A 23,946-nucleotide genomic window follows, 5' to 3' on the forward strand; every position below is an offset into this window, starting at 1 on the left:
GCGAGTCGGTGACCTGATCGAGGCTGGACGACTGCAGTGACGGGCCTCACCAGCCTGGCGCAGGCGGAAACCGACTTCGTCGTCGGCGTAACGGTGCGCCGGTTGCTTGCGCCGGCCTCAGGTTTGCTGCGCTCAACCCTGGGCCCCGCCTCGGCGGGCTGACGCATCTCCGAATCAGCATTAACTAAACCTAAGAACTCCATTTTCGGCTGGTCGGCTGTATCGTCGCCTCAGACGTACAGGCGTCCCCGCTGACGGACGGTCTATCGCGATACGTGCGATACGGGGCGTTTTTCGGATGATTTTCATTAGAAAACTTCCGCGTCGACAAACCCAAAAACTCATGTAAAGTTCAGCAACGTCCATGATCAGTTCCTGTAGGAGAGCATGATGCAGCTGGCGCTACGCCCGTACGTCACCCCCGGCGTCGCCATTGCGGGTGCCGCCTTGATCGCCGTCAATACGGCGGTCCCCATGGCTGCGATGCAGTCGGCTCCCGCGCCGCGGCAGCAGCTCAACAACGTCGTGCACCATCCCGTGCAGCTCACGGCGGACTTCTTCGGCCCTTATGTCGACCTCTTCAACAACACCGCCGCCAACCTGGTGGCGATGGGGACCGACAACGGCTGGGGCAACCTGCTCGAGCAGATCTTCAGTGACCCCAGCTCGCTGTCGCGGCTGCCCGAGGTGTTCGACTTCCTGACCAGCCTGATGCCTCAGATCAGCGGCGAAGACCCGCTGATGATCCTGCTCTCGCCGATCCTGACCATCGGGATGGGCATCATCGGCCCGCTGGTCACGGTCAACGACGCCTGGCAGGACATCCTCAACCAGATCTTCAACCCGAGCGACCCGCTGGACCCGTTCGCGGCGATCTTCACCGCGGCGCCGCGACTGCTCGACGCCTTCCTCAACGGCACCAGCACCATTGGTGCGCTCGGTATCGACGTCCCGGCCTTCAACGGGATCCTGGTCGCCGGCCAGAACCTGGTCATCGACATGACCGCGGGCGATCTGGTCGACGAGCTGAACATCGGTGATGAGACCATCGCCGGCCTGCTCGACCAGATCGGGATCGGCACCATGCCGGTGGCGGGCATGTTGACCGGCCTGTTGGACAGCCTGGGCATGGGTGACCAGACCCCCGTCGATGTGCTCGACTCGCTCGGTTTGGCTGACCTCGAGGTCGCCGGCGTGTTGACGACCCTCCTCGACGCGGTGGGCATCGGTAACCCGACGATTGCCGAGCTCATGGACCAGTTCGGCATCGGGGACGTGCAGGTCGCTGACCTCGTGATCGACTTGACCCACGCGCTGGGATTCGAGAACCCGACGGTCGTCGACATCGCCGACAGCGTCGGTGTGGCCGACCTCAAGCTGGCCGACCTCGGCATGACCGTGTTCAACGCGCTGGGTATCGGTGACCCGACCGTCAACGAGTTGCTCGGCGACCTCGGCGCCGACGACCTGACGTTGAACGGACTGCTGCACACCGCGGTCGACGCGCTCGGCCTGGGCGGCACCACGACAGGGGGCCTGCTCGACGCCATCGGCATCGGTACTCAGAGCACCCACGAGTTCTTCGGCTCGCTGCTCGACGGCCTGGGCCTGGGCAACCAGACCATCATGGACCTGCTGAGCCAGGCCGGCCTCGCCGACGCCGACGTGGCCCAGTTGGCCGTTGCCGTGCTGGGCGAATCGGGCAACGTAACGGTTGCCGACGTCATGGGCTTCGCGGGCTTCGGCACCGTCACGGTCGGGGACATCACCGACCTGATGGGCATCACCAACATGTCGGTGGGCGACATCGTCGGAAACCTGGAGCCCTACACCGGCGTTCTCACGATCAACGACATGCTCGCCGCCACCGGCATGACCCCGCTGGACAAGGGTGGTGACGCCCTGCTGACCGATTCCCTGGCGAGCATGACCATCGCCTCCGTCATGGGCGACCAGTTGAACGATCCGCTCATTTCGATGCTCGGCGACATGGGCACCGCCACGCTGGCCGACATGATCCAAGAGAACTTCTCGATGACCCTCGGTCAGATGCTCGCCGACTCGGGCATGGCCGACCAGACCCTGCTCGAGCTGTTGCTGGCGGGAATGCCCGACCAGCCACTCTCGGAGCTGCTCGGTCCGCTGGGCGCCACCACGCTTTCCGACCTGATCGACCAGATGGTCCCGGCCGACCAGACCATCGCCGACATGCTCGACCAGGCGGGCATCGGCAACCAGCACATCAGCGAACTCCTCAACCAGTTCCTCGGTGACCAGACCGTGGCCGGCGCGCTCGACGACGGCGGCCTGGGCAGCATGCACCTCGACGACATCATCAGCCAGGCGCTGGGTCCGCAGAGCCTCAACGAGATGCTCAACGAATTCGGCCTCGGCGGGCAGTCGCTGGGCGACCTGTTCGACCAGTTCTTGGGCAGCATGACCATCGGTGACGCGCTCATCGACGCCGGCCTGGGAACGCAGACCCTCAACGAGCTGATCGACTCGATGCTCGGCGATTCGACGGTGAGCTCGCTGCTCGGCGACTTCGGCACTCAGACCGTCGATGAACTACTCGCTTCGATCGGCCTGGGTGACCTCACCCTCATCAATGCGCAGATCGGCGAGTTCTTCGGCTCGATGTCCTACTGGCTCGACGGCCTAGGGGACCAGATCGCGGAGATCCTCGGTGCTTAAGCGACCCCAAGACTCTGGAACTTCCGTCCGGGAGGGCATCATGCAGCAAACACTTCGTCCCTACGTCACCACCGGCTTGGCGATTGTCGGGGTGGGCCTCGTCGCCGCACCGCCGGTGACGTCACAGCTGCCGCAACTGCAGCGTGAGATCGCCGCCGTGCAGCAGCGGTCCGTCGCCCTGACCGCCGACGGCGACTTCTTCTCGCCGTGGACGGACCTGTTCAACAACACCGCGGCCAACCTGCAGGCGTTGAACCAGAACTCGGTCGACATGTGGGGGCTGCTGGTCCACGTCTTCACCAACCCGACGCAGGCGATTTCCGGCATCCCGGATGTCATCAACATCTTCACCAATCCGCTGCCCGGCATCGACGTGCAGGCGTTCCCCTTCCCGGTCGATATCGACCTGCAGCTGCCGCTGTGGTTGAACTCGCTGCTCACCAGCATGGGGCCGATGATGGCCGTCTTCGCCGCGATGCAGCAGCTGATGCAGCAGATCCTCGACTTCACCGACCCGATGGGGGCGCTGTCGGCGCTGGTCGGCGCGCCGGCGACGCTGCTTGACGCGTTCTTGAACGGCCACGAGAGCCTGGACATCGCGGGCTTCAGCCTCCCGTTGTTCAACGGCCTCCTCACCCCGGCGCAGCCCGGACTGAGCCTCGATGTCGGCGGTGTCGTCGACCTGACCGGCCTCGGCGACACCACCATCACCGACCTGCTGAGCCAGGCCGGCATCGGCGACACGCCGCTGGAAACCCTGATCATCGACCTGCTCGACCAGGTCGGTTACGGCCACATGACGCCGGTGGATCTGCTCGACGAGTTCGGGATCGGCACCGAGAAGCTGTCCGACCTGCTGATCGGCCTGTTCAACGAGGCCGGCATCGGCAACCCCACCATCGCCGAACTGCTGACCGACCTCGGCGGCATCAGCCCGGATGACTCGATCGCCAGCCTGCTGATCGCCCTGCTCAACTCCCCGGAAATCGGGATCGGCAACCCCACCCTCTCCGAGTTCATCCTGGACCTCGTCGGCGGCGACAACGCAACCGTGGGCGGCCTGATCAAGGACCTGCTCGGCGCCCAGGGCAGCGAATCCCTCGCCAGCCTGGTCGACCCGTCGTGGACCGTCGGCGGTTTGTTGACCGACTCGCTGGGTGACCCCCCGCTGACCGAGCTCTTCGAGCAGCTGGGCCTCGGCGGCATCACGGTCGGCGAGCTGACCGGCATGTTCGGCGAATACGGCGAGCAAACATTGATCGACCTGCTCAACGACGGTTTCATGCCGGGAATGACGGGCGACTCGGAGCTGATGGACGTGCTGCTCTCGATGTTCCCGCCCGGTGCTACTTTGGCCGATCTGATGGGGGATTACGGCTTCACAACCCTCGGCCAAATGCTGGAGGAAATGCCGATCGGCGAGAACGACATGGGTTACGACCCCACCACTCCGGTGACCGACGTCGGGCTCGTGGACTTGATGTACACACTTCCTAGCCCACAACCGGGCTACCCGAACCTGGCCGAAACGCCGCTGGGCGTCCTCGCCCCCGATCAGGCCTCCCTTCTCGAGAAGGCCGGCAACCCGACCCTGGGAGCGGTGATGGGTCCCAACACCGTCGGCGAAGTCGTGCAGAACATGGGCCTCTACGACGTCAACGTGTTCACTCTGCTCGGCGCCATGAACCTCGACGACTACGAGCTGGCGACGCTGTTCGAGGGCCTGGGCGACCTGACCGGCAATGTCACCGTGGAGGAGTTCTTAACCGCCTGGGATTTCAACCCGACGTTGACCGAGCTCATGACGAACGTCTTCGGCGGCCTCGGCTTGACCGACACCACACTGCTGTCGCTGTTCTCGGACTGGGGGATGGACAGCGTCAGCCTGGGCGGCCTTATCGACAGCCTCGGCTTGAACGATCTCTACATCCAGGCGATGCTCAACAACCTCGGCCTGAACAACATCGACCTGGATATGTTCATCGACCGACTCGGGTTGAGCGACATCTATATCGCCAACCTGCTCAACGGCCTGGGTATGGGCGACCAGCACCTCGACGACTTCATCAACGAACTGCTCGGCACTACGTCGATCGGCAGCATGCTGGGCGGCCTGGGCCTCGACGAGGTCTATCTGGACGACTTCATCACCGACGTGATGACCAGCCTGCTCGGCGACCCGACGCTGAGCACGTTCCTGGGCTGGTTGGGCCTGGACAACTATGACCTGGACACCATCGTCGCCAACCTCGGCCTCGGTGATGTAACGATCAACTCGCTGCTCACCGACCTCGGCTTCGGCGACCTCGACATCAACGGCCTGATCGATGGCATGGGTCTTTCCGACCTGGGCATCCTCAACTTCGACAGCGACTTCTTCGGGATGTTGCCGCTGTGGCTGAACGATATTCCGCAACAGATAGCCGAAGCGTTGGGCTTCTACGGCTGACCCGCGACAACCAATCCCGATGTTCCAGAACCGATAGACAACCAGAGCCAGGACAACTGTGGGCCGCACAGATAGGAAATCCCAAATGACTGACAAGCAGCACCGTGAAGAGCGTCGTGGTTTGACCGGCGCGGTCGGCCGACGGAGCCGCCGGGTGGCGGCCGCCGGTAGTGCGGTGGGGGCGTTTTTGGCGTTTGGGATGGCGCCGTTGGCGGCTGCGCCGGTGGCCAAGGCTGATGAGCTGGATTGGGTTGTTGACCTGTTCGGTGCGGATTTGGCTGGGGCGCTGGAGGATTTGGGTCAGGCGTCGTCGTGGGAGACGTTGTTTGATGCGGATTCGTGGGAGCCGTTGCTGTCCAATGTGGGGTTGAGTTTTGATGCCTCGGTGGCCGGTGTGCCGGGTTCGGCGGCTGCTGATGACTGGTTCGGTTCGTTGTTCTATGCCCCGTTGCATGACTGGGGGCAGGACTTCATTTTGAGTCCGTTTGGGTCTGAAGTTGCGTCGTTTATCAACTTGTTCGGGTTCGGGACGATGTTGATCGGCAATGGTGCCGACGGTGAGGATGGCGGCACGCTGGCTGAGGCTGCTGGTGGTGCTGGTGGGTTGTGGTTCGGTGATGGTGGTGCCGGTGGTACCGCTGCTGATGGCACCGGTGGTGTCGGTGGCGCTGCGGGGATGTTCGGCGATGGTGGTGCCGGTGGTGCGGGCCTGGCCGGTGGTTCTGGTGGCGCCGGCGGTGCTGGTGGCTGGTGGATGGGTGTTGGTGGTGACGGCGGCGCCGGTGGTGAGTTGGGTGGCCATGGTGGTGCCGGTGGTGCCGGGGCCGGGTTCATGTATGGCGTCGGCGGTAATGGTGGTGATGGTGGTGATGGCCTGGCCGGCCTGGCTGGGGCGGCTGGCGCGGCGGGCCTGAATGGTCTGGCTGGTGGCAATGGTGGCGCTGGTGGCAATGGTGGTGCCGGCGGTAAGGGTTCGTGGTTCATCGGTTCGGGTGGCGCTGGTGGCAATGGTGGTGCCGGCGGCAATGGTGGTGCCGGTGGTGATGGTGGCGATGGTGTGGATGCCACCGAGGCCGGTGCTGATGGTGGTGATGCTGGTCATGGTGGCGATGGTGGTGCTGCTGGTGCGGCCGGTAAGGCGGGTGCTGGGGGCTCGGGTGGCTTGATCGGCAGCTCTGGGGCTTCCGGTGTTGGCGGTGCTGCTGGTGTGGGTGGTAATGCCGGTGCTGGTGGCAATGGTGGTGCTGGTGCTGATGGTGACGCCACGACTATTGATGGTGGTGCTGGTGGGCGTGGTGGTGACGCGGGTACCGCTGGTGCCGGTGGTGCGGCGGCGACCAGTGGCGGTAATGGTGGTGCTGGTGGTGACGGGTTCAGTGCGACGACTGCTGGCGCGTCCGGTGGTGCTGGTGGTGCTGGTGGTGATGCCGGGAACCTGGGTAATGGTGGTGCCGGCGGCAACGGCGGTGACGGTGCGGTTGGCCTGGCCGGCACCACGGATGTCGATGGTGAGGGCACCACGGGTCTGGCCGGTGGTAACGGTGGCGCCGGTGGCGCTGGTGGCGCCGGTGGTTCGGATGCCGGTGATGGCGGTGCCGGTGGCGCCGGTGGTAACGCGGGTGCCGGTGGTGTCGGCGGTGCCGGAGCGGATGGGGCGGCGGGTGCCGATGCTGTTGCCGGTAGTGGTGACGACGGTGGCAATGGTGGTGACGCGACCAGCAATGGTGGTGCCGGTGGTGCCGGTGGTATCGGTGGCGATGGTGGTGCCGGTGGCGCTTCGGTGCACGGCAACGCCGGTGCGCACGGTGTCGGCGGCCTCGGTGGTGACGGCGGCGCCGGCGGTGCGGCGGGCAACGGTGGCGATGGTGGTGCCGGTGCCGGTGGTGGCACCGCGGCCGCGGCCGGTGCCGGCGGCAAGGGCGGTACCTCTGATGGCGTGGGCGGTACCGGTGGTGCCGGCGGTGCCGGTGGCTCCAGTGGTGGTGGGGCGCAGGCGGATTCGGGTGCTACCGGTGCTGATGGCGCCGCTGGCAACGGTGGCAACGGCGGTACCGGTGGGCACGGCGAGGTGCTCGGTGACGGCACGGTGCAGGCCGGTGGTGTCGGCGGTGACGGCGGTGACGCCGGCGAGGCCGGTAACGGCGGCAACGGCGGCACCGGCGGCCAGGGTGCGACCGGGGTGGACGGTCTCACCGATATCAGCGGTAACGGCGAGGCAGGCGGCACCGGTGGCGCCGGTGGCGCCGGTGGTACCGGTGGTGCCGGTGGCACCACCTCGGGCAACGGCGGCGCCGGCGGCGCCGGCGGCGTAGGCGGCACCGGCGGTAACGGCGGCGCGGCGGATGACGCGGTGGTGGCCGGTGGCACCGGTGGCATCGGTGGCAACGCCGGTGTTGGTGGTATCGGTGGTGACGGCGGTGCTGGTGGTACGTCGGCAACCGGCGTCGGTGGTGTCGGCGGTGTCGCGGGCAACGGTGGCGACGCGGGCCAGGCTGCGGCCGGTGGCCGGGGCCTCGGTGGCGGCGGCTTCGATGCGGCCGGCAGCGGCGGCCGGGGCGGTGACGGCGCCGATGGCGGCGCGGCAGGTAACGCGGGGGCCGGTGGAGTCGGGGTTGAGAACGGTAGCGCGGGCGCCGAGGGCCAGGTAGGCGCCGGAAGCGACGGCGCGGTCGGCGGCGTCGGCGGTGACGGCGTCGGTCTGGCCGGCGACGGCCTGACCGGTCAGGCCGGCGGTAACGGTGGCGCCGGCGGTGATGCGGCGTCGGTCGGCACCGGTGGCGCCGGTGGGGCCGGCGGTAAGGGTGCTGACGGCACGGACGGAAGCACCGACAGCGGCGGCCATGGCACCACCGGTGGTGTGGCGGGTGCCGGTGGCGACGGTGGTGTCGGCGGCGCGGGCGGCTCGAACTCCGGTGACGGCGGCGCCGGTGGTGCCGGTGGCCAGGGCGGCGTCGGCGGTGACGGTGGCGCGGCGGCCGACGCGGTGGGAGCCGGTGACGCGGGTGGTAACGGCGGTAGCGCCGGTGCCGGTGGCGCGGGCGGTAATGGTGGCGCCGGTGGTACCGCGACCGATGGCGCCGGTGGCGCGGGCGGTGACGCCGGTGACGGTGGCGCCGCGGGTCAGGCCGCCGCGGGCGGCGACGGCCTCGGTGGCGGCGGTGTCGACGTGGCCGGTAGTGGTGGTAGCGGTGGCAACGGCGCCGACGCCGGCGCAGCGGGTAACGCCGGTACCGGTGGTGCGGGCACCAGCCAGGGTGCCGACGGTGGCGCCGGCCAGGCCGGCCTCAGCAGTGACGGTGCCGCGGGCGGTAAGGGCGGCGACGGTGCCGGACTGGCCGGCGACGGCGTGACCGGTCAGGCCGGCGGTAACGGCGGTGCCGGCGGTAACGCCGCAGCGATCGGCAACGGCGGCGCTGGCGGTGCAGGTGGTGTCGGCGCGACGGTGGACGGCAGCACCGGCAGCGACGGTCACGGCACCGATGGCGCGGTCGGCGGTGCCGGCGGCAACGGCGGTAACGGTGGCGCCGGCGGCACCACGTCCGGCAACGGCGGCAACGGCGGTAACGCCGGTAAGGGCGGCAACGGCGGCGCCGGTGGCGCCGGCCAGGACGCCAATGTCGCCGACACCGACGGTGGCAACGGCGGAAATGCCGGGGCCGGCGGTCAAGGTGGTACCGGTGGCCAAGGTGGTGCGGCCAACGACGGCACCGGTGGCAACGGCGGTAACGCCGGCGACGGTGGCGATGCCGGTACCGCGGGCGCGGGCGGAATGGGCCTCGGCGGCGGTGGTGCTGAAAACGCGGGCGCCGGCGGCGCGGGCGGCGCCGGCGCTGACGGCGGTGCGGCCGGCGCCGTGGGCACCGGCGGGAGCGGTGCCGAGACCGGCGGCGATGGCGCAACCGGCGTCGATGGTGCCGGTAGCGACGGCGGTGCCGGCGGTAACGGTGGTGCCGGTGCCGGGCTCATCGCTGGTGTCAACACCGGCCAGGGCGGTGGCGCCGGCGGCGCCGGCGGCGACGCGGCATCGGTGGGCAATGGTGGTGCCGGCGGCCACGGTGGTGCCGGCGCGACGGTCGACGGCATTACCGGCGGTGACGGCAACGGCACCGACGGCGCCGACGGTGGCCTCGGTGGTAACGGCGGCGCGGGCGGTGCCGGTGGTTCGGTCTCCGGCGACGGTGGCGCGGGCGGCAACGGTGGCGCGGCCGGCCACGGTGGAAACGGTGGCCACGGCGCCGACGGAACGGCCGGCATTGACGCGGCCGCCGGCAGCGGCGGCGACGGCACCAACGGCGGCAACGCCGGCAACGGTGGAGCCGGCGGCAACGGCGGCCAGGGCGGCAACGGCGGTGCGGGCGGTTCCGTCACCGACGGTGTGGCCGGTGTCGAAGGGCTCGGTGGAGTCGGCGGCAACGCAGGTGACGCGGGCAACGCCGGCAACGGCGGTCAGGGCGGTCAGGGGGCCGGCGGCGGCGCCGGCGCCAAGGCCGGTCAGGGCGGCGACGGCGGGCAGGGCGGTGTGCGCGGCGAAGCCGGCGGCAACGCCGGTGCGGGCGGCTGGAACGCCAGCGGCACCGAGCAGGCTGCGGGCGGCGCCGCTGGCGCGGCGGCCACCGGCGGCAACGGCGGTGCGGGTGGTGCCGGCGGCATCGGTCTGGTGCAGGGCGACGGCACGCCCCAGGCCGGTGGTGACGGCGGCAACGGTGGCGCGGCCGGTCCGGTCGGTAACGGCGGCGCCGGTGGTAACGGCGGCGTGGGATCGACCGGCTTGCAGGGCATCGACGGCATCGTCGATGGAAACGGCGATGGCACCGACGGCACCGATGGCGGCTTCGGCGGCCTGGGCGGTAACGGCGGTAACGGCGGCGCCGGCGGCAGCGAATCCGGCGACGCCGGAAACGGCGGCGCGGGCGGCGCGGGTGGCGCGGGCGGCCGCGGCGGTCACGGCGCAACCGGCGCCACTGGCGTCAACGCGGCATTCGGCAGCGGCCTGGCCGGCGTCGACGGCGGCGACGGCGGTAGCGGCGGCAGCGGCGGACTGGGCGGTAACGGCGGAACCGGCGGCCAGGGCGGCACTGCCACCGCTGGCCTCGACGGCGCGGTCGGCGCCGGTGGCGCCGGTGGTCAGGGTGGCGCCGCGGGCAACGCGGGCAACGGCGGTAACGGCGCCAACGGCGCAGGCGGCGGCGCGAACGCGATCGCCGGCGCGGGCGGTGACGGCGGTCACGGCGGCGACCGCGGCGAAATCGGCCTCGGCGGTCAGGGCGGCCTGAGCGGCGACGGACAGCAGGCTGTCAACGGCGGCAACGGCGGTGCCGGTACCGGCGGTAACGGCGGCGCCGGTGGCCGCGGTGGTAACGGTCAGGTGCTGGCCGGCGGTAACCCGCAGAGCGGTGGCGCCGGTGGTGCGGGCGGCGACGCCGGAACCTACGGCAACGGTGGCGCCGGTGGTGCGGGCGGTTCCGGCAGCATCGGCGGCAACGGTGCCAACGGCACGACGCTGGGGCAGGTCAACGGTCAGGACGGTCAGTCCGGCGGCTCGGGCGGCGACGGCGGCGCGGGCGGCGCGGGCGGCTCGATCGCCGGTAACGGCGGCGCGGGCGGCGGTGCCGGCGCGGCGGGCACCGGTGGTAACGGTGGCAACGGAGCCCTGGGTAAGGCCGGCCTCGATGCAATGGCCGGCACTGGAGGCGTCGGCAGCAACGGTGGTGCCGGCGGTAATGGCGGTAATGGCGGTAACGGCGGTAACGGCGGTAACGGCGGCGCCGGTGGAACCGCGACCAACGGCAACGCCGGTGCCGACGGTCTGGGCACGGCCGGTGGCAGGGGCGGAAACGCCGGAACCGGTGCCGATGGTGGCCGGGGTGGCCACGGCGCCGGCGGTGGCGTCAACCCCATCGCCGGCTCCGGCGGCAACGGTGGTGCCGGCGGCAACATCGGCCATGCCGGAACCGGTGGCACCGGCGGCTTCAACGGTGACGGCACCCAGCGGGCCGACGGTGTGGACGGCCTCGACGCCGCCCACGGCGGCAACGGCGGTAACGGCGGCAACGGCGGTAACGCGATAGGCGCACAGGCCGGCGGTAACGCCGGCCACGGTGGTGCCGGCGGCGACGTCGGCAACGGTGGTAACGGCGGCAACGGCGGCCACGGTGCCGTCGGCGCCAACGGTGTGACCGGTGGCGACGGCAACGGGACCAACGGCGGTGCGGGCACGGTCGCCGGCAAGGGCGGCAACGGTGGTGCCGGCGGCACCGTCTCCGGTGACGCTGGCAACGGCGGTGACGGCGGCAACGGCGGCAATGCCGGCAACGGCGGCAACGGCGCCGCGGGCGTCAACGGAGCGGCCGGCGGTAGCGGCGGCGACGGTGGCCATGCCGGGGCCGGCGCGGCCGGCGGCCAGGGCGGCAGCGCTGTCAACGGCGCCGCGGGCGCCGGCGGCAACGGCGGCAACGCGGGCAATGCCGGCAACGGCGGTACCGGCGCCAACGGTTCGGGCGGTGGCACGAACGCCATCGCCGGCGCGGGCGGCAACGGCGGAGCCGGCGGCGACCAGGCCGCCGCGGGTGTCGGCGGCGCCGGCGGCACCGGACTGGACGGCCCGGGGGCGGCCGGCACCGACGGTGTCATCGGCACCGGCGGTAACGGCGGTAACGCCGGCCACGGCGGCACCGGCCAGGTGCTCGCCGACGGCTCCTCGCAGTCCGGCGGCAACGGCGGTATCGGCGGCGCTGCCGGAACGATCGGCAACGGCGGTAACGGCGGTCACGGCGGCACCGGTGCGCTCGGCGCGAACGGCGGCATCGATGTCGACGGCAACGGCACCGACGGTGCCGACGGCGGTATGGGTGGCAACGGTGGCGCCGGTGGTGCCGGCGGCAGCATCTCCGGCAACGGCGGCGCCGGCGGCTACGGCGGAACGGGCGGCCAAGGTGGCGTCGGTGGCGTCGCCCAGGGCGTCGACGGGCAGCATGCGGTCGCCGGCAGCGGCGACGACGGCCAGGCCGGCGGTAACGCCGGCGTGAGCGGCAACGGCGGCCTCGGTGGCCACGGTGGCGCGGGTGCGCTCGGCGGTACCGCCACCAACGGAGTCGCGGGTGCCGCAGGCGCCGGTGGCCAGGGCGGTAACGGTGGCGCCGGTGGCGACGCCGGACGCGGCGGTAACGGTGGCGACGGCGCCGGCGGCGGTGCTGACCACGTCGCGGGTACCGGCGGCGACGGCGGTGCCGGCGGTTACGCCGGCCTCGGTGCGGAAGGCGGCCACGGCGGCGTCGGCGGTAACGGGCTGATCGCGGCCAACGGCGGGTCCGGTGCAGACGGCAACGCTGCCACCGGTCACGGCGGTAACGGTGGCAAGGGCGGCGACGGCGTGATGCTCGGTGACGGCTTCGCCCAGCATGGCGGCAACGGCGGTAACGCCGGCGACGCTGGAGCGATCGGCCTCGGTGGCGCGGGCGGCGACGGCGGTGCGGGCGCAGCCGGCGCCCACGGAACCACGCTGGGATCCGGCGACGGCAGCAACGGCGTCCAGGGCGGCAACGGCGGCACCGGCGGGGCCGGCGGCGCCGGTGGCAGCGACGGCGGCAACGGCGGCGCGGGCGGCCGGGGCGGCGCGGCCGGCCACGGCGGTAACGGCGGCGACGCGGCCGACGGCGCGGCGGGCATCGACGCGGCCGCGGGCAGCGGAGGCGACGGCACCGACGGTGGCGACGCCACTGGCACGGCCGGTGATGGCGCGAACGGTGGCATCGGCGGTAACGGCGGTGCGGGCGGCGACTCCGCCCACGGCACCGCTGGTGCCGACGGGGTCGGCGGCACGGGCGGTAACGGTGGCTCCGCGGGTAACGCCGGTGACGGCGGCCGCGGCGGCCACGGCGCCGCCGGTGGCGGCGGTGCCAAGGCCGGGTCCGGCGGTGACGGCGGCGACAGCTCCAGCGTCGCGGGTAACGCCGGCGCCGGCGGGGCCGGCGGCTGGAACGCCGACAACTCCGCGCAGGCCGCCGGCGGAAACGCGGGCGCAGCCGGCGCCACCGGCAACGGCGGCGCGGGCGGTAACGGCGCCACGGGCAGCAATGCCACCAGTGGATCGGCCGCCCAGGCCGGTGGCGACGGTGGCGCCGGCGGCTCGGCCGCGCTCAACGGCAACGGCGGTGCGGGAGGCAAGGGCGGCGCCGGCGGCAACGGTTTGATCGGTACCGCAGGCAACACCGGTGCCACCGGTGGCTCGAAGGCTACCGGCGGCACGGGCACCAACGGCGGTGACGGGACGGCCGGCGCGGCCGGCGGCCAGGGCGGCGCGGGCGGTGCCAGCGGCACCGAGTCCGGCAACTCCGGCGTCGGCGGCACCGGCGGTGCGGGCGGCACCGGCGGCAACGGCGGCAACGGTGGCACCGGCGGTACGGGCGGTGCCGGCTCGAAGGGCAACGCCGCCGGGAACGGCGGGCTCGGCGGTAACGGCGGCACCGGCGGTACCGGTGGCGTCGCCGGCAGCGGCGGGGCCGGCGGCGATCTCCGCAACGGCACCGGCGTGGCCGGTGGCAACGGGGCCGACGGTGCGGACGGTGCCGGCGGCAAGGGTGGCACCGGCGGTAAGGGTGGCATCGGCGGCAACGGCAGCACCGGCAAGAACGGCTGGTCGGCAGGTGCCGGCGGCACCGGCGGCACCGGTGGCACCGGCGGGGCCAGCGGTACGGGTGAGTCCGGTCTGTCCGGTTCTGGCGGTGCGGCGGGCGGCAAGGCCAGCGGTACCGACAGCGCTACCCCCGGTCAGGGCGGTGCTGGCGGTGCCGGCGGCAAGGGCGGCGGATCATGATGATCCGCCGCCCCCGGCGACCGGCGTCAGGCCTCTGCGCTGTAGATCGGAATGTCCTCGGGTGTTCTCGGCCAGGCGAACAGCGCGATTCGCTGGTTCCACTTCGGCACGAAGTGTTCGCCCAGGAACGCCCCGTTGCGCCGCTCCCAGGCGCGGCGCCCGAGGGAGTTCACGTCGGCGTGGGTGTCTCCGATGATCCGTCGGCACTGCGGTTCGACATCGAACACGCCGTCGACGAGCGCTTTGAACAGGATGATCCCGTGTCCGCGCTTGAGCATGTCGAACTCCCCGAAGGCGATATGCAGTCCCACATCGTAGGGATGGGCGTCATAAAGGGTGGCGACGTCATCCTGGGCGGCCCGGAACAGCTCCATGTAGGCCATCGGCCGGCCGTCGATGCTGATGATGTACGGCCGGGAGTAGTTGCCCCGGAACTGGATACCCAGGTGTTGGCGCCACTGATCGGCCGGGTAGTCGTAGTGCCACGTCTCGGCCAGATGCGGGCGGTTCATCCAGTCGGAGATCAGCTCCGCGTCGGCGTCCGGGTCTGCGAAACGCACGCTGTACGGGTCCGGGAATACCGGCAGCGGCGGCGCCGGAACCGCGCGAACCTCGGCGGACACGTCAGCCAGCTGCCGCGCCATCAGCGCACTCATAACGCACCTGAACGCGTTGTCACTGAAGCGGTTTCGATAAACATGAGAAGTGCCTCCTGGAGTTCCGTTGACGGCAGCGCCGTCGTCAATGGGCTCGCCAATGATGCCACGTGCAATTGCGGGTGTCAGCGTCTGAATGGCTATCGGCGTCGACACGACGGACCGCAGCCATTCTCCAGCGATGCTGACACCTCGGCGTCGCCAACAGCCAAACTTGAACCAACGCAACACCACTGACATGGGTTCGTCGCAGAATAGGGAGTCCCACATGACTGACAAGCAGCACGGCACGAAGCGTCGTGGCCTCGCGAGCGCGGCCGGCCGCCGACGTGGCGGGCGTTTGCTGGGCGCCGGTAGTGCGGTGGGGGCGTTTTTGGCGTTTGGGATGGCGCCGTTGGCGGCTGCGCCGGTGGCCAAGGCTGATGAGCTGGATTGGGTTGTTGACCTGTTCGGTGCGGATTTGGCTGGGGCGCTGGAGGATTTGGGTCAGGCGTCGTCGTGGGAGACGTTGTTTGATGCGGATTCGTGGGAGCCGTTGCTGTCCAATGTGGGGTTGAGTTTTGATGCGTCGGTGGCCGGTGTGCCGGGTTCGGCGGCTGCTGATGACTGGTTCGGTTCGTTGTTCTATGCCCCGTTGCATGACTGGGGGCAGGACTTCATTTTGAGTCCGTTTGGGTCTGAAGTCGCGTCGTTTATCAACTTGTTCGGGTTCGGGACGATGTTGATCGGCAATGGTGCCGACGGTGAGGATGGCGGCACGCTGGCTGAGGCTGCTGGTGGTGCTGGTGGGTTGTGGTTCGGTGATGGTGGTGCCGGTGGTACCGCTGCTGATGGCACCGGTGGTGTCGGTGGCGCTGCGGGGATGTTCGGTGATGGTGGCGCCGGTGGTGCGGGCTTGGCCGGTGGTTCTGGTGGTGCCGGCGGTGCTGGTGGCTGGTGGATGGGTGTTGGTGGTGACGGCGGCGCCGGTGGTGAGTTGGGTGGCCATGGTGGTGCCGGTGGTGCCGGGGCCGGGTTTATGTATGGCGTCGGCGGTAATGGTGGTGATGGTGGTGATGGTCTGGCCGGCCTGGCTGGGGCGGCTGGCGCGGCGGGCCTGAATGGTCTGGCTGGTGGCAATGGTGGCGCTGGTGGCAATGGTGGTGCCGGCGGTAAGGGTTCGTGGTTCATCGGTTCGGGTGGCGCTGGTGGCAATGGTGGGGCTGGCGGCAATGGTGGTGCCGGTGGTGATGGTGGCGATGGTGTGGATGCCACCGAGGCCGGTGCTGATGGTGGTGATGCTGGTCATGGTGGCGATGGTGGTGCTGCTGGTGCGGCCGGTAAGGCGGGTGCTGGGGGCTCGGGTGGCTTGATCGGCAGCTCCGGTGCCGCCGGTGTTGGCGGTGCTGCTGGTGTTGGTGGTGATGCCGGTGCTGGTGGCAATGGTGGTGCCGGTGCTGATGGTGACGCCACGACTATTGATGGTGGTGCTGGTGGGCGTGGTGGTGACGCGGGTACCGCTGGTGCCGGTGGTGCGGCGGCGACCAGTGGCGGTAATGGTGGTGCTGGTGGTGACGGGTTCAGTGCTACGACTGCTGGCGCCTCTGGTGGTGCTGGTGGGCGTGGTGGTGATGCTGGAAACCTGGGTAATGGTGGCGCCGGCGGCAACGGCGGTGACGGCGCAGCGGGTACGGATGGCTCGACCGATGCGATCACCGGTGATGGCATCGCAGGCTTGGCCGGCGGCGCGGGTGGTGTCGGTGGCGCCGGTGGCGCGGGTGGCTCGGACGCCGGCAATGGCGGTAATGGCGGTAACGGTGGCGCTGGTGCCGCCGGTGGTGCTGGCGGAGTTGGCGCTGATGGTGCGGCGGGTGCCGATGCTGTTGCCGGTAGTGGTGACGACGGTGGCAATGGTGGTGACGCGACCAGCAATGGTGGTGCCGGTGGTGCCGGTGGTGTCGGTGGCGATGGTGGTGCCGGTGGCGCTTCGGTGCACGGCAACGCCGGTGCGCACGGTATTGGTGGTCTCGGTGGTGACGGTGGCGCCGGCGGTGCGGCGGGCAACGGTGGCGATGGTGGTGCCGGTGCCGGTGGTGGCACCGCGGCCGCGGCCGGTGCCGGCGGCAAGGGCGGTACCTCTGATGGCGTGGGCGGTACCGGTGGTGCCGGTGGTGCCGGTGGCTCCAGTGGTGGTGGGGCGCAGGCGGATTCGGGTGCTACCGGTGCTGATGGCGCCGCTGGCAACGGTGGCAACGGCGGTACCGGTGGGCACGGCGAGGTGCTCGGTGACGGCACGGTGCAGGCCGGTGGTGTCGGCGGTGACGGCGGTGACGCCGGCGAGGCCGGTAACGGCGGCAACGGCGGCACCGGCGGGCAGGGTGCGACCGGTGTCGGCGGCACGACAAACATCAGTGGTGACGGGACGACGGGCGGCACCGGTGGCGCCGGAGGCGCCGGTGGTACCGGTGGTGCCGGTGGCACCACCTCGGGCAACGGCGGCAACGGTGGCGCCGGCGGCGTAGGCGGCACCGGCGGCACCGGTGGAACAGGCTTTGACGGTCAGGCGGGACTCGACGCCGTCGCGGGCAGCGGCGGCAGCGGCACCACCGGTATCGATGGTGGTGACGGCGGTGACGGTGGCGCCGGTGGCGTCGGTGGCCAGGGCGGTGCCGGTGGTACCGCCACCGCGGGTGAGGCCGGGGCGCAAGGCGAGGGCGGCCAGGGCGGCACCGGCGGTGCGGCCGGCAGTGCCGGCAACGGTGGCCGCGGCGGTCATGGCGCGGGCGGCGGCAACAACGCCACCGCCGGATCCGGCGGCCAGGGCGGCAACGGTGGTAACCGCGGCACGGCCGGCGCCGGTGGTGCCGGTGGCTGGAACGCAGACAACACCACGCAGGCTGACCAGGGCGCGACCGGAGCCGAGGGGGGCGGTGGCCACGGCGGCGCGGGTGGCCGCGGCGGCGACGGTGAGTTGCTTGCCGGCGACATCGCTCAGGCCGGCGGAACCGGTGGTAACGGTGGCGCGGCGGGCAGCGACGGCGACGGTGGCGTCGGTGGTGCCGGCGGTAGCGGCGCTTCGGGTGTCGACGGGACCACCGTCGGTATCGACGGCACCACCGGTGGGTCCGGTGCGGCCGGCGGTGACGGCGGCCAGGGCGGTGCCGGCGGCACGAACTCCGGTAACGGTGGCGACGGTGGTGCCGGCGGCCAGGGCGGTGCCGGTGGTGACGGCGGCGCGGCAGACGACGCACCCTTCCTTGACAGCGCAGGCGGCAACGGTGGCGGTGCGGGCGCCGGCGGCGCGGGCGGCAATGGCGGGTCCGGCGGCTCGGCAGCCGTTGGGAACGGTGGCACCGGTGGTGCCGCGGGCAACGGCGGCGACGCCGGCACCGCGGCAGTAGGCGGCCAGGGCGGTGGTGGCGGCGGCGGCACCAACGCCGGTAATGGCGGCAACGGTGGCGACGGCGCCGTCGGTGGCGCGGCCGGCAACGCCGGGGCCGGTGGACTCGGCGTCGAAGCGGCCGCCAACGGTGCTGATGGTGCCGAGGGCACAGCGGGCACCCACGCCGACGGCGCGGACGGCGGTCGCGCCGGTGACGGATACGGTTTGATCGCCGGGACCAACACCGGCCAGGGCGGCGGCACCGGTGGTAACGGCGGCAATGCCGGCGCGGTCGGAAACGGCGGCTTCGGCGGCACCGGCGGCGCCGGTGCGACGGTGGATGGCATCACCGGCGGCGACGGTAACGGCACCCATGGTGCCGAAGGCGGCCTCGGCGGCGACGGCGGCCAGGGTGGTGCCGGCGGCACCATCTCCGGCGACGGCGGCCACGGCGGCTTCGGTGGTATCGGCGGCCAGGGTGGTGCCGGCGGAGCGGGTGCGGACGCCACGATCGCAGACACCGACGGTGGTCACGGCGGCAACGCCGGTGCCGGTGGTAACGGTGGTAACGGCGGCCAGGGCGGTACGGCCACCAATGGCACCGGTGGTGTCGGCGGCACTGCCGGGTGGGGCGGCAACGGCGGGGTCGCCGGCAAGGGCGGCCAGGGCCTCGGCGGCGGCTCCGGCGCCACCGCCGGCAACGGCGGTAACGGTGGTAACGGCGCCGATGGCGGCCTGATGGGCAACGTCGGGGCCGGTGGCACCGGCACCACCGACGGCGCCGACGGCAGCCTCGGTCTCGACGGAATCGCCAGCGACGGTGGCGCCGGAGGCAATGGTGGCGCGGGTGAGGGCCTGATCACCGGAACCGAGGTCGGCCAGGGTGGCGGTAACGGTGGCATCGGTGGCAACGCGGCAACCTTCGGCAACGGTGGTGCCGGTGGCACCGGTGGTATCGGCGCGACGGTGGACGGCATTACCGGCGGTGATGGCAACGGCACAAACGGTGCGCTCGGTGGTATCGGTGGCAACGGCGGTGCCGGCGGCGTCGGCGGCTCGACCGCCGGTAACGGTGGCGTCGGTGGCAACGGTGGTGCCGGCGGTAAGGGCGGTAGCGGCGGCGCGGGCGCCGACGCGACGGTCGCCGACACCGATGGCGGCAACGGCGGTAACGCCGGAGCCGGCGGCGCGGGCGGTAACGGCGGTGAGGGCGGTGCAGCCAACGACGGCACGGGTGGCGACGGTGGTAACGCCGGGGCCGGCGGCGATGCCGGCACGGCGGGCGCCGGCGGTACCGGTCTCGGCGGCGGCGGAGCTGCCAACGCGGGCGCAGGCGGTACCGGTGGCAATGGTGCCGACGGTGGCCTGGCGGGCCTCGTCGGTCTTGCCGGATCCGGCACTGCGGAAGGCGCGACCGGCAGCGCCGGTGTTGACGGTGTCGGCAGCGACGGTGGTGCCGGCGGAAATGGTGGTGTCGGCGCAGGGCTGATCGCCGGCACCGACACCGCCCAGGCGGGCGGTGCCGGCGGCAGCGGCGGTAACGCCGCATCGGTCGGCACCGGCGGTGCCGGCGGTAACGGCGGCGCGGGTGCGGCCGGCGATGACGGGATCACCGACATCGACGGTCACGGCACCAATGGCACCAACGGCGGCGCGGGCGGCGTCGGCGGCGTGGGCGGCGAGGGCGGCTCGATCTCCGGCGACGGCGGCGCGGGCGGTCTGGGCGGTGCGGGCGGCGCCGGCGGTAACGCCGGCCACGGCGCCAACGGCATCAATGGCGCCCCGGTCACATCGGGCAGCGGCGCATCCGGTGCCAACGGAACGGATGGCGGTAACGGCGGCGTCGGCGGTAACGGCGGCGTCGGCGGTAACGGCGGCGTCGGCGGCGGTGCCGTCAACGGAAACGTCGGCGCGGAAGGAGCCGGTGGCCTCGGTGGCAACGCCGGTAACGCCGGTAACGCCGGCAACGGCGGGCGCGGCGCCGATGGCAGCGGTGGCGGCACCAACGCCGTCGCGGGCTCCGGTGGTGACGGTGGTCACGGTGGTGAGCGCGGCACTGCGGGCACGGCCGGCGAAGGCGGCTGGAATGCGGGCAACACCACCCAGGCGGCTAGCGGGGCTGCCGGAACCGCGGCCATCGGCGGCAACGGCGGCGCGGGCGGCAAGGGCGGCACCGGTGTGCTCCTCGCCGATGGCACAGCGCAGATCGGCGGCGCCGGCGGTGACGGCGGCGACGCCGGGTCGGTCGGCCACGGTGGCGCCGGTGGTAACGGTGGTGCCGGTGCCCACGGGGCAACCGGATCGACGGCCACCGCCAACGGCGGGACCGGTGGAGACGGTGCGGCCGGTGGTAACGCGGGCAGCGGCGGCAAGGGCGGTTCGATCTCCGGCAACGGCGGCCTGGGCGGCGTCGGCGGCGCGGGTGGTAACGGCGGCACCGGCGGTGCCGGTGTGGCCGGTATTGCGGGCGCCGACGCGGCAGCCGGTAGTGGCGGCAATGGTGGCGACGGCACCGACGGTGGTAACGCCGGCGCCGGTGGTAACGGTGGTAACGGTGGTAACGGCGGCCAGGGCGGCAGCGCGACCAACGGCACCGCGGGCCTCGACGGCGCCGGCGGCATCGGTGGCAACGGTGGTGCGGCCGGCGCTGCGGGTGACGGCGGCCGCGGTGGTCACGGCGCCGGTGGCGGCACCGCGGACACCGCCGGGCACGGCGGCAATGGTGGCGCCGGTGGCGATCGCTCCACCGGGGGCGCTGCCGGCCAGGGCGGCTTGAACGGTGACGGTGTCACCTACCGGGCCGACGGTGTGGCCGGCGGCGACGGTGGCGGCGGCGATGGTGGCGCCGGCGGCAACGGTGGCAGCGGTGGGCTGCTGGCCGACGGTGTGACCGGCCAGGCCGGCGGCTATGGCGGCAACGGCGGTGCGGCCGGCGCGATCGGTACCGGTGGCGCTGGTGGTGCCGGCGGCGACGGTGGTAGCGGCGTGGCCGGTATCACCGACATCGACGGCAACGGCACCGCCGGCGGCAATGGTGGAATCGGTGGCCACGGCGGCAACGGTGGTAGCGGCGGCACCATCTCGGGCGCTGGTGGTGTCGGCGGTGCCGGTGGCACCGGCGGTAGCGGCGGTAACGGTGGCGACGGCGTCTTGGGTGCCGCGGGAAGCACTGGTGGTAACGGCGGCCTGGGAGGCAACGCGGCCGCTGGTGGCGCCGGCGGTCTCGGTGGCGATGCCGCCAACGATGTCGGCGGCGTCGGTGGCGCGGGCGGTAACGCCGGCGCTGCCGGTAACGGTGGCGCGGGCGGCCACGGCGGCGACGGCGGCCTTGGGGCCGCTGCCGGTAACGGTGGTACCGGTGGCGACGGCGGTAACCGTGACCTCGGTGGTGCCGGTGGCGCCGGCGGTGTTGGCCAAGACGGTCAGGCCGCTACCGGTCAGGGCGGTACTGACGGTTCCGGTGGCGACGGTGGCGCCGGCGGTAACGGTGGCGCCGGACAGACCTTGTTGGATGGTTCCGCGCAAGACGGCGGTTCCGGCGGCAAGGGCGGCAACGCGGGCGTGATCGGTACCGGTGGTGCTGGTGGCAACGGCGGCGTCGGCTCGACCGGTGTCGACGGCAGCACTGACAGCAATGGCGACGGCACGGCCGGTACGGCCGGCGGCAACGGCGGTAGCGGCGGCCAGGGTGGTACCGGTGGCACCGAGGCGGGCGACGGCGGCGTCGGCGGAGCAGGCGGAGTCGGCGGAGCGGGCGGCGTCGGCGGTGCCGGCGTAAACGGTGCGACCGGAGCTGATGCGGCAGCGGGCAGCGGCGACAACGGTGGCAACGGTGGCGACGCGACCAGCCGCAACGGTGACGGCGGTGCCGGCGGTAACGGCGGTGCTGGCGGTGCCGGCGGTGAGGCCTACAACGGCAGCGTCGGTGCAACCGGGGCCGGTGGACAAGGCGGTGCCGGTGGTAACACCGGCGACGGCGCCAACGGCGGTAACGGCGGCGCCGGTGCGGGCGGTGGCAGCGAGACGATCGCCGGTGCCGGCGGCAACGGTGGTCAGGGCGGTATCGCGGGCACCGCGGGCCAGGGCGGCACCGGCGGCACCGGCGGCGACGGCACTGCCGCCGCTGATGGTCAGGACGGCCTGATCCTCGGTGGCAACGGCGGCGACGGCGGAGCGGGCGGTAATGCCGCGCTCGGTCAGGCCGGTGGTAATGGCGGTGCCGGTGGTGCGGCCGGAACCGTTGGACGCGGCGGCGACGGCGGTGACGGTGGTGCCGGCGCGAACGGTTTGGCCGGAACCACCGTCGGTGTCGATGGCACCGACGGCGGAGCGGGCACGGCCGGCGGCAACGGTGGCCAGGGCGGCGCCGGCGGCAGCATCTCCGGCGACGGCGGCGCCGGCGGCCACGGTGGTATCGGTGGTGACGGTGGTGCCGGCGGCAACGCGGCCGACGGCACCGCGGGAGCCCACGCCGCGGCCGGCAGCGGAGCCAACGGCGGTACCGGTGGCGACGCCACCGGCGCGGCCGGGGCCGGTGGCGCCGGTGGTGCCGGCGGTAACGGTGGTGCCGGCGGTGTCGCGAACGACGGAACCAACGGTGCCGACGGTGACGGCGCTGTGGGTGGCGACGGCGGCGCGGGCGGCAACGCCGGCGTGGGCGGCACCGGTGGTAACGGCGCGGGCGGCGGAACCAACGCCGTTGCCGGCACCGGCGGCGCGGGCGGCAACAGCAGCAGCACCGCCGGTGCGGGCGGTGCGGCGGGCGCCGGTGGTCTCGGCGGCGACGGCGAGACCCAGGCCGATAGTGGCGCCGACGGCGAAGGCGGCGCGGTCGCCGTCGGTGGTACCGGCGGCAACGGCGGCAACGGCGTGACGTTGGGCAGCGGCCTGGCGCAGGCCGGCGGCCACGGCGGCACCGGCGGTAACGCCACCGGCGAGTTCGGCAACGGCGGTACCGGCGGTCACGGCGGCACCGGTGCCAACGGCACCAACGGAACCAGCGCTGCAAACGGCGCCGGCGCGGCCGGCGGCAACGGCGGCAACGGTGGTTCGGCCGGCCAGCACGGCACCGGCGGCACCGGCGGCACCGCCGGTAACGGCGGGAACGCGGGCAACAACACCTCGGTGGCCGCGAACGGCGCTACGGGCAACATGCCCAAGGACCCGAACGGCAACGCCATGGCCGGTGGGACCGGCGGCGACGGCGCCAAGGGCGCCACCGGATTCACCGGTGGAGCGGGCGGTTTCGGTGGCACCGGCGGTGCCGGCGGCACCATCTCCGGTGACGGCGGTGAGGGCGGCCTCGGCGGCAACGGCGGCATCGGCGGCGGTGGCGGCACCGGCGGCAACGGTGGTACCGGCGGCGCCGGTGGTGCCGGCGGCCTCGGCTTGCCCGGGCGTACCGGTGGTACCGGCGGCGAAGGCGGCCAGGGCGGCGACGGCGGTACCGGCGGCGCCGCCGGTCTGGGCGGCGCCGGCGGTGTCGCGCTGGGCGACGGTCAGGCCGGTGCACACGGTGACGCCGGTGAAGGCGGCCAGGGTGGTACGGGCGGTAAGGCAGGTACCGGTGGCCAAGGTGGTGCCGGCGGTGCCGGCTACAACGGCCTCGTCGGTCAGGGCACCGGGGGCGGCGGCAGGGGCGGCAGCGGCGGCAACGGCGGTGTCGGTGGCACCGGCGGCCAGGGCGGTGCCAACGCCGATGGCACCACCGCGCAGGGCGGTGCTGGTGGCCAGGGCGGCGATGGCGGCAAGGGCGTCAACGGTGCCTCCCGACCTAGTAAGTCCAACTGGGCTGGCGGCGGCGGCAACGGCGGCGACGGCGGCCAGGGCGGTGCGAATGGCGACGGCACCGCCGGTTCATCGGGTCAGTCCGGTGTCGCCGGGACCCCAGCCGGCGCTGGTAAAGGCCCCGCTGGTGTCGGCGGCGCCGGTGGTAAGGGCGGTACGGGCGCCCCGGCCCCGTAGGGACCCGCGC

General features: G+C 72.5%; 5 protein-coding genes. 4 read left to right on the top strand and 1 reads right to left on the bottom strand.

All coding sequences use genetic code 11. The features are described from left to right. The first annotated feature begins 390 nt into the window (after positions 1–390). From G6N19_RS10475 to G6N19_RS10485, 3 genes are all read left to right on the top strand, one after another. A complete protein-coding gene (locus G6N19_RS10475) occupies positions 391–2,694 on the top strand; it encodes a hypothetical protein (RefSeq protein ID WP_193464879.1) in 2,304 nt (767 codons plus the stop codon). A 40-nt stretch (positions 2,695–2,734) separates the two neighbouring features. Further along, a complete protein-coding gene (locus G6N19_RS10480; protein ID WP_193464880.1) occupies positions 2,735–5,143 on the top strand; it encodes a hypothetical protein in 2,409 nt (802 codons plus the stop codon). 85 nt (positions 5,144–5,228) lie between these two features. After that, on the top strand, positions 5,229–13,955 hold the full coding sequence (locus G6N19_RS10485) for a PE family protein (protein ID WP_193464881.1): 8,727 nt from the start codon (positions 5,229–5,231) through the stop codon (positions 13,953–13,955). A 26-nt stretch (positions 13,956–13,981) separates the two neighbouring features. Here G6N19_RS10485 and G6N19_RS10490 read toward each other — a convergent pair whose 3' ends face one another. Then, positions 13,982–14,611: a GNAT family N-acetyltransferase gene (locus G6N19_RS10490; protein WP_193464882.1), complete on the bottom strand. Its 630-nt coding sequence runs from the start codon at positions 14,609–14,611 to the stop codon at positions 13,982–13,984. A 268-nt stretch (positions 14,612–14,879) separates the two neighbouring features. Here G6N19_RS10490 and G6N19_RS10495 point away from each other — a divergent pair, with 268 nt between their 5' ends. Then, positions 14,880–23,936 carry a hypothetical protein gene (locus G6N19_RS10495; RefSeq protein WP_193464883.1) on the top strand — a complete coding sequence of 3,019 codons (9,057 nt, stop codon included), beginning with the start codon at positions 14,880–14,882 and terminating at the stop codon, positions 23,934–23,936. The last annotated feature ends 10 nt before the right edge of the window (positions 23,937–23,946 follow it).

Source organism: Mycobacterium novum (assembly GCF_010726505.1).
Classification (GTDB): Bacteria; Actinomycetota; Actinomycetes; order Mycobacteriales; family Mycobacteriaceae; genus Mycobacterium; species Mycobacterium algericum.